Source organism: Mycobacterium sp. (genome assembly GCF_032159775.1).
Taxonomy (GTDB): domain Bacteria; phylum Actinomycetota; class Actinomycetes; order Mycobacteriales; family Mycobacteriaceae; genus Mycobacterium.
In genome coordinates, this window is the sequence record NZ_JAVHWK010000194.1 from 1 (window position 1) to 8770 (window position 8770).

9 protein-coding genes and 1 pseudogene are annotated in these 8770 nt (G+C 64.9%); 9 read left to right on the forward strand and 1 reads right to left on the reverse strand.

Annotated elements, in window-relative coordinates; translation table 11 throughout:
* From eccCb to rpsI, 7 genes are all read left to right on the forward strand, one after another.
* Window positions 1-2268, forward strand: a 2268-nt coding sequence (gene eccCb, locus QOJ24_RS24855; protein ID WP_526266025.1) for a type VII secretion protein EccCb, incomplete at its 5' end; no start/stop codon positions are given.
* The gene (locus tag QOJ24_RS24860) at window positions 2265-3428 is read left to right on the forward strand and encodes a type VII secretion-associated protein (RefSeq protein ID WP_526266026.1); all 1164 of its coding nucleotides are present in this window, start codon (window positions 2265-2267) and stop codon (window positions 3426-3428) included. The genes eccCb and QOJ24_RS24860, both read left to right, overlap by 4 nt.
* 69 nt (window positions 3429-3497) lie before the next feature.
* Window positions 3498-3821, forward strand: a complete 324-nt coding sequence (locus tag QOJ24_RS24865) for a WXG100 family type VII secretion target (protein WP_526266027.1) — start codon at window positions 3498-3500, stop codon at window positions 3819-3821.
* 10 nt (window positions 3822-3831) lie between these two features.
* A complete protein-coding gene (locus QOJ24_RS24870; protein ID WP_526266029.1) occupies window positions 3832-4128 on the forward strand; it encodes a WXG100 family type VII secretion target in 297 nt (98 codons plus the stop codon).
* A 700-nt stretch (window positions 4129-4828) separates the two neighbouring features.
* Entirely contained in the window at window positions 4829-5332 is a 504-nt protein-coding gene (locus QOJ24_RS24875) for an allene oxide cyclase barrel-like domain-containing protein (RefSeq protein ID WP_526266030.1), read from the forward strand.
* A 327-nt stretch (window positions 5333-5659) separates the two neighbouring features.
* The gene (gene rplM / locus QOJ24_RS24880) at window positions 5660-6103 is read left to right on the forward strand and encodes a 50S ribosomal protein L13 (protein ID WP_526266031.1); all 444 of its coding nucleotides are present in this window, start codon (window positions 5660-5662) and stop codon (window positions 6101-6103) included.
* A gap of 116 nt (window positions 6104-6219) precedes the next feature.
* Window positions 6220-6669 carry a 30S ribosomal protein S9 gene (gene rpsI / locus QOJ24_RS24885; RefSeq protein ID WP_526266035.1) on the forward strand — a complete coding sequence of 150 codons (450 nt, stop codon included), beginning with the start codon at window positions 6220-6222 and terminating at the stop codon, window positions 6667-6669.
* A gap of 51 nt (window positions 6670-6720) precedes the next feature.
* On the opposite strand, the gene QOJ24_RS24890 is transcribed toward rpsI, so the two are convergent.
* Entirely contained in the window at window positions 6721-7497 is a 777-nt protein-coding gene (locus tag QOJ24_RS24890; protein ID WP_526266033.1) for an AIM24 family protein, read from the reverse strand.
* A 385-nt stretch (window positions 7498-7882) separates the two neighbouring features.
* Between QOJ24_RS24890 and QOJ24_RS24895 the strand changes: the two genes are divergently transcribed.
* Window positions 7883-8239, forward strand: coding sequence for a hypothetical protein (locus tag QOJ24_RS24895; RefSeq protein ID WP_526266034.1), 357 nt, complete (start codon window positions 7883-7885; stop codon window positions 8237-8239).
* Window positions 8240-8387: 148 nt separating this feature from the next.
* Window positions 8388-8770: pseudogene (locus QOJ24_RS24900) on the forward strand (phosphoglucosamine mutase); the annotation flags it as partial.

Genomic DNA, 8770 nt, shown 5'->3' on the forward strand with positions numbered 1-8770 from the left:
CCCCATGTGGCCGCGGTGATCACCAATCTCGCGGCGGAGGCGCACCTCGTCGCGCGGATGAAGGATGCGCTGGCCGGCGAAATGACAAGGCGTCAGCAACTGTTGAGGGCCGCAGGCAACTTCGCCAACATTGCGGAGTACCGCCGGGCGCGCGCCGAACGAACGCGGCTTGCTCCATTGCCCGCGCTATTCATCGTGGTCGATGAATTCTCCGAGCTACTGACCCATCATCCGGACTTCATCGACCTGTTCATCGCGATAGGACGGCTTGGACGGTCGCTCGGGATGCACCTGCTGCTCGCAAGTCAACGAATGGACGAAGGCAGGCTGCGCGGATTGGAGTCGCACTTGTCCTATCGGGTGTGTCTGAAGACGTTCTCGGCCAGCGAATCCCGTGCGGTTCTAGGAGTCCCCGATGCCTACCACCTGCCTAATGCGCCGGGGTCGGCGTACCTGAAGACCGGCGCGGGTGATCCGCTGCGCTTCCAATCGGCCTTCGTGTCGGGACCCTGTGACGGGCTCGAGGGTCGCTCCGGCGGCCTGGCCTCGGTGTCGGCGCCGATGTTGTTCACCGCGGCGCCGATGGGCCGGACCACGCACGGTGGCAACCAGCAGGCCGAACGAGGGCCCGCACCATCCCGAACCGTGCTCGACACCGTTCTCGATCGAATCGAGGGTTGCGGGTCTCCTGCACATCAGGTGTGGTTGCCACCGCTCTCCGAATCTCCGGTGCTCGATCTACTGGACCGCGGTGGCGCTCAGATCCCACTCACCGTGCCGATAGGCCTTGTGGACAGCCCGTTCGAGCAGCGCCGCGATCCGTTGGTAGCTCAACTTGCCGGTGCGGCGGGGAATGTCGCCGTTGTCGGTGGACCGCGATCGGGCAAGTCCACGGCGCTGCGGACATTGATCTCGGCGCTGGCCAGAGCACACGATCCCGGCGACGTGCAGTTCTACTGTTTTGATTTCGGCGGAGGCGCGTTGTCGGCACTGCTACCGCTGCCGCATGTCGGATCGGTTGCAGGCCGACGCGACATCGACCTGATCCGGCGCACGATCGCGCAACTGGAGTCGTTGCTACGAGCACGCGAGGCCCGGCGAAGCTCGCCCGCTTCGGGCACCACGACCGACCCCTATGGCCATGTGTTTCTCGTCATCGACGGCTGGGCCACCATTCGGCAGGAGTTCGACACGATGGAGGCTTCGATCACCGCCCTCGCGGCCCAGGGCCTTGCGTATGGCATCCACGTCGTCGTGTCGGCGTCGCGATGGGCCGAGATACGGCCTGCATTGAAGGACCAGATCGGCACCCGCCTCGAACTGCGGCTCGGCGATCCGGCGGAGTCCGAAATGGATCGCAAGCGTGCCCGGCAGCTTTCGCAGAGTCCGCCGGGTCGTGGCATCACCGCCGACGGCCGTGAATTCGTAATCGCCGTGCCCAGGATCGACACCGCCGTCGCCGATGAGTTGCGAGCGCGGTTCGGAGGGCGCGTCGCCCCACCGGTGGAGGTGCTGCCCGAACGGGTCGAGTACGACGATCTGCTCGCGCGGTCGTCGGGACCACGCCGTGCAACAGAGATCCTCGTCGGCATCGGTGACACCGAATTAAAGCCGATTACAATTGATTTCGCCGCAGAGCCGCACCTCGTCCTCCTCGGACAGAGCGAATGCGGCAAGACTGCAGCCCTGCGAACCATCTGTCGCGACATCGCCGCGATCCACACCGCAGAATCGGCCCAGATGTTCATCGTCGACCTTCGGCGGGGACTGCTCGGTGTTGTCGAGTCAGACCACCTCGCGGCATACGCTCCGTCGGCGGCGGCGCTGGCCCCGCAAGTGTCTGCTCTTGTTCAACGCCTACATGCGCGTATGCCCGGAGCAGACGTCAACCAGCAGCAGCTGCGGATGCGCTCGTGGTGGTCCGGACCCGAGATGTACGTCGTGATCGATGATTACGATCTGGTGGCTGCGCCGAACGGCGTCAATCCACTGGCGCCGTTGCTCGAATATCTGCCGCACGCCAAAGATCTCGGCTTGCACGTCGTGGTGGCGCGGCGGTCCGGCGGCGCCGCGAGAGGGATGTTCGACCCGGTGCTGAGCCGGCTGCGCGACCTCGGATGCATGGGCCTGATGATGAGCGCCAGCCCCGACGAGGGCGTCTTGCTCGGTACCGTTCGACCGACGCAACTGCCACCTGGCCGGGGAACCCTCGTCACCCGGTCTCAGAAGCAACAGCTCGTGCAGGTCGCTTGGACCGATCCGGCGTGAATGACACCGTCGTCGAGGTGGGACCGCTTGCGGTCCGCGGACAATCCCGCGCAGAACAACACTTGGAGTCGACGGCGCTGCAGTTCATCGACGACGAGATCGCGATCCTCGATGAGCAGCCCGTCGCCGTCACGGCGGTATGGCGTCAAGTGTTCAGTGCGGTGTTAACCGAGCGTGTCGAAACCGCTGTGCTGGTCTGCCCGACGTGGTGGCCGTCGCCGCGCATCGCGCGCGTGCAAGAGGCAGCGGCCACTAGATCGACGAATGTCGTTGTAGTACAACGCGCCGATGCCCTCGTCATGAACGTCCCCGGCGTCCCGGCGGTGGTCGAGATCGCCCCGGAATTTGTGGTGATCTGGCGATCAGGCGGCGTGATCGCAGCCGAGCCGCGGCTCGGCGACGACGTTGACGTCATCCGATCAGTGGTTAACCGCGTCGGCTCGGCAACCACCGTCCTGGTGGACGCCCCGCGCGGTGTCGCGGGCGCGGTGGACCTGGCCCGGGCAATATCTGAGCATCTCCGCGCAGTCGGCGTCGCTGTGACGACAGTTCCGCCAGACCGGGTGCTGGCTGCGGCGCGGGAGCGAAGCCGCAGCCGTCACACATCCGAGCCGGCGTCGCCGAGAGGTGACCGGATCGCCGCGCTGATTACTGTCGGCGCATCAGTGGCGCTCATTTGCGTAGGCCTCGGATTCGCCTCCGGCACAGATAGATCGGATGCGACCTCGGCGCCATTGACACTTCTGGTCGAAGGAAGGGTGGCCCTGAAAGTTCCGGCGCTGTGGCGTGTGCAGCGCATCACCTCCGGTTCGGGCTCTGCGCGGGTGCAGGTGACGGCGCCCGACACCTCGAACTCCGTACTGCTGACCCAGTCGAAGGTGCGCAGGGGCGAGACGCTGTCTGCGACGTCGGCGACGCTGCGCAGCGCTCTCGACGATCAGCCGGCGGGGATATTCAGCGCGTTCAAGCCCGATGACCGCCGCGCGGATCGGGCCGTCGCCACATATCGGGAAGTTCGCGCCGGGCGGCAGATCGACTGGACGGTGTTCGTCGACGACACCGTGCGAATCGGGATCGGATGCCAAGGCGCTCCAGGGAGCGCGTTCGTCGGCGACTACGTCTGCGAGGAAGCGATTCGCTCGGCGCACGCACTTGTATGACGGGGGAACCACACGCGTCCGCGCTGCGTCGAAAACACAACAGAGACGAAAATCATGGAGAGGAACTCGATGACGACACCCGCGGGCGGATCGCTCAGCACCGACTTCGACCTGATGACAGCCGTCGCCGGGAAAATCGACGCCCGCAACGACGAAATTCGGGCAATGCTGCAGTCATTCATCGGGCAGATGATCAGCGTTCCGCCGTCGATTTGGGGCGGCGTCGCGGCGTCGCGGTTCAGAGACGTCGTGGACCGATGGAACGGCGAGTCGACAAAGCTGCACACCGCGTTGCAGAGCATCGCGGAAACCATGCGCCTCAACGAGCGCGCGCTACGTGAAGCGGCCGAGAGCCACTCACAACAAATCGGCGCCGTCGGCACCGGGATCTGAGGAGCCGATCATGGAGCCAGTTCTCTCGTACAACTTCAACGAGATCGAGTACACCGTCCGGCAGGAGATCCACAACACCTCTGCGCGGCTCAATGCGGCCCTGGATGACCTGCGGGCCCAGATCGCTCCGCTGCAGGAGGTCTGGACGCGGGAGGCAGCGGAGGCCTATCGATTTGAGCAAGCGAAGTGGGACCAGGCGGCAAGCGCATTGAACGACATTCTGTTCAGCCTCGGCAACGCGGTGCGCGACGGTGCCGATGATGTCGCAAACACCGACCGCAGCGCGGCGAGCGCCTGGGGCGCGTAACACAACAGACCACTGTGCAGTCCTGTCGGGAGGGGAGCCCCCGGGACCGCACAGGGAGGTGCGCCACCGTGGCCGCAGGAGAGGCGGCCACGGTGGCGTGAACACCACGCTGCGCCGTCTGCCATTGGCTTTCAGGTCAGTTGCGCAGGCAAAGATCTCATCTAAGACAGCGGAAATCGACCGATGATCCGAACCTTCGGAAGTAGCCTGAGCAAATATCAGGAGCGCTTTAATGAAGGAGATTCACAATGAGTGAATCCTTTGCTGTCTACCGCGACCGACTGCTGAGCCGTCACGAAAACGCCGCCACTAACGCATTGTCGACACTCGGGGATGTTGTGTTCTTAGGGGCGATCGTCTCTGCTGTAGTGACGCGACGGGTGCAGCTGGGAGTAGTCGGCGCAACGGTCGGAGTCGCCATCGCGGTGGTCGCACATCTGTTCCAACCCGGGACCGTGCGAGCTGAGGTTACCGAGGTTTTGCGGCATCCGAGGTGGGCGCTGCGGGCCGAAGGACAGCGCATCTTTGGACGCCGCCCATAGGGAGCGGAAGGCGCCTTCCGGGCGGCGAAAGAACTATCTTTCGGCGGTAGGCTGCAGCCCGCGAGACCCGAAAATTGTGAACCACCAGGCGCCAAAACACGACGGACGGGCAAGGCGGCCAGTACCCTCCAGCTAACTCACGGGGGAGGGCGCAGGACATGTTCAACCACACCAAGCTCACAATGGCAGCGCTGGTCGCTGTTCTAAGCGGTCTGACGCCGTTCATGGCATGGCTGACCCCAACGGCGGCCGCCGACACCACGCTTGCGCTCTACGAGCACGACACCGAGCAGCACGTGATCGACCACGGATCGCCAGGCCCTACTCCGGGCGATCAGTTCATCTTCGCCGGCGACGTCTTCGATCGGCCCGGCGGCGTGTTCCTCGGGCGGGCCGACGGCATTTGCACAACGCTCACCGGCGACGACAAGGGCGGCGAGACGACCTGCAGTGCGACGTTCGACCTCGATGGCGGTCAGGTGGCGGTGCAGGGCACGCTCGACAGCGCCGCGCTGTTCGCCAGCGGTAATCCGAACCCGTTGTTCATCACCGGTGGCACTGGGATCTACCGGAACGCCAGAGGCGACGGAACCATCCAGGTGCCGGTCGATGTTCCCGACCAGACCGACGCGAATTTCGTCCTCGACATCATCACCGCCTGACCGGAGCCTCTGAACGGTTTTTCGCGGATGGCCGGCTGTCCGCGGGACCGCACAGTTCTGTCACCAGCGGCTACGGGCCATGATTGGTCGAGATCTGCATCATGGTCGTGAGTTCGTCGCCATCGCAGCCCTGGTGCACAACTCGCGCCGACGCCGCTGTCGAAGGCGTTTTGACCTGCGACGACGCTCGCCGGTATGCTGCTCCGTTGGCGTGCGGTATGCACGGGTCCTCGGGTCAACGTCGGTCGCCGAGAACCACCCAACCTCACGCCTGACCGGCAGCCCGGGTCACACCGGGATCCAACCCGAGAAGAGAAGGTAAGCGCTGTGCCCACATACACGCCGAAGGCGGGTGACACCACGCGCACGTGGTACGTCATCGACGCCACCGACGTGGTGCTCGGCCGGCTCGCCGTCGAAGCAGCCAAGTTGCTGCGCGGCAAGCACAAGCCGACATTCACGCCGAATGTCGATGGCGGCGATTTCGTCGTCATCATCAACGCCGACAAGGTCGCCATCAGCGGCGACAAACTGCAGAACAAGTTCGCCTACCGCCACTCGGGGTTCCCAGGTGGGCTGAAGGCGCGTTCGCTCGGCACCGAGATGCAGAAGCATCCCGACCGCGTCGTCGAGAAGGCGATCGTGGGCATGCTGCCCCACAACAAGCTCAGCCGTCAGGTCCAGAAGAAGCTGAAGGTCTACGCCGGCCCGGAGCATCCGCACACCGCGCAGAAGCCGGTGCCGTACGAGATCAAGCAGGTGAGCCAGTGACCGAGCCAACCGATACGACTGAAACCACGGAAGCCCCGGAAGCCGAGGCCACCGAGGCGACAGAGGTGACCGAGGCCGCCCCAGAGGCGACCGAAGCTCCTGAGGCCGCCGAGCCCGTGACCGAGGCCGAGACGGCGGCTCCCGAGCCGACGCGTGAGCCGCGCGAACCGGTCATCATGGACCGTCCGATCCAGACCGTCGGTCGCCGGAAGGAGGCCGTGGTTCGGGTGCGCCTGGTTCCCGGCACCGGCCAGTTCCATCTGGACGGACGCACGCTGGAGGCCTACTTCCCGAACAAGGTGCACCAGCAGCTGATCAAGGCGCCGCTGGTGACCGTGGACCGGGTCGACGCGTTCGACATCCACGCCCACCTCCACGGCGGTGGCCCGTCCGGACAGGCGGGCGCGCTGCGCCTGGCGATCTCGCGTGCACTCATTCTGGTGCAGCCCGAGGACCGGCCCGCGCTGAAGAAGGCCGGCTTCCTGACCCGCGACCCGCGCGCCATCGAGCGCAAGAAGTACGGACTCAAGAAGGCCCGCAAGGCGCCTCAGTACTCCAAGCGCTGATCTGCACTGCCTCACCGCCCGGTATGCGTACTGCATGCCGGGCGGTGTGCGTCAGCGGCCGAGGAAATTTCCCAGTATCCCCGCGGCGGCGGAACCTGCCTGGCCCGCCTGTTGACCGCCGCCGGTGCCGCTCACGAACGAGCCCGGCACTTCCTCGGAGGGCTGCACGACGACGAAACCCTGGCCGTTGAACGACATCGTGAAGGCTTCGCCGGTGCTGCGTCCGATAAAGGTGCCGAGGCCGAACTGGTCGGCACGGTGGAATCCGGTCTGCAGTGAGGCCGACCAGCAGACGGCGGCCTGCGGGTCGGCGTAGGTCGGCTGGTCGACCTGCAGCACGACCGGCGTGCCCTTCGTGGTGATCGCGATGCGGCCCTGACCCGAGAACACACAGTTGAACAAGCCCGCGTTGGAGAGCATCCCAGCGCCCTGTACCCGGCGGATGTCGTAGGACAGCGTCGGCTCGAACGCGAGCACGTTCTTGCCGTTGATGGTGAGCCCGTCGTGCCCGCCCTCGAGGTCGATGAGGTGGATGTCGGAGGCCAGGTCGGCGAGGAACATGTCACCGCTGCCGGTGCACCTCATCAGCGGTACGCCTTCGCCGGTCAGATGCTGCTTGACGAACTGGCCGACGCCGCTGGCGCCCTGTCCCTGGAACTGGATATTTCCCTGGTAGGCCACCATGGCGCCCTGACGCACCATCATCTCGCCGTTGAGCGCGACCTTGAGCATCTTGCCGTTCTGCAGTTTCATGCCCGGCTGCGTGGTCTGGGCCTCAGCATTTTGCGGGGAAAACAGGTCGCTGCGCATGGGGATCCTTTCGTCCATGGCGACGCTATCGATCCGAGCGCGGCAGATAAATAGGGTGTTTCCCTATCGAAACAGGCTCCAGGCGCTATCGAGGTTGGGGAATGCGAAAATTTTTCTCCGCGTCAGTAACGATCATGGACGGTGGCACAGACATACCTAATGACACCGTGACCAGCTTTTCGAAGGTCACGTTATTGACGCCGAAGCTAATTAGCCAGCGCTAACAAATATGGTCTAGAACAGGCTTTTACAAAAATCTCTGTTTAGCTGACGGGTGACCGGGAATCCCTCGCCGGGGAGCAGAGGCGCACCTTTCGCGCCAGGCGGGCAGTTCCTGCCACCCGGGGTCACATGGCCGCGGTCGGGGGTCGGACTACTGCTTCCTGACTGAAAGGAAAAATTTATGACCAGCATGATGAAGAGGGCCGCAGCAGGTGCAGTACTCGGCGGTTCGTTGATGTTCACCGGCATGGGCGTCGCGCAGGCGGCACCGCCCCAGATCCAGGACGGCCTGGTCAATGTGGCCGTCGGCGACGTCACGGTGCTGCGGAACGTCCAGGTCGAAGCCGTGGCGGAGATCATCGCGAACGTCTGCCCCAACGTGGTTCTCGAGGATGTCAACGTTTTGGCCACGCAGGTCGATGCGGACGGTGGCAGCCAGCCGGTCGCCAACTGCACCGCATTCACACAGCCCGTCAGCCTGCAGCAGAACGCGCCGGGCAATGGCAATGCCGCCAACACACCCGGTCACACCCGGTAACTAATCGATAAGCGCTCACCGCCCGTGTCTCCGAGGGGTACGGGCGGTGAGTCCTTTCTCGATCTCGGCCGGGTACCGAAACGGCGGCGGCATGACTGCTGACGTCGGCGGTTGTGCCATCGGGGCTCATCTATGAGAAATTTGTCCGATGGCTCGACTGTTCGGCACCGACGGAGTCCGCGGAGTCGCCAATAGCAATCTCACCGCTGAGCTGGCACTTGGGCTGGGCTCGGCGGCGGCGCGTCGTCTGGCGAACTCCTCCCAGGCACGCCGTCGCGTCGCCGTGGTTGGCCGCGATCCGCGGGCCAGCGGCGAAATGCTCGAAGCCGCGGTCATCGCCGGGCTGACCAGCGAAGGCGTGGATGCGCTGCGGGTCGGTGTGCTGCCGACGCCGGCGGTCGCCTACCTGACCCACGCCTACGACGCCGAATTCGGCGTGATGATTTCGGCCTCTCACAACCCGATGCCCGACAACGGCATCAAGATCTTCGGCGCGGGCGGGCACAAGCTCGACGACGCCACCGAGGACCG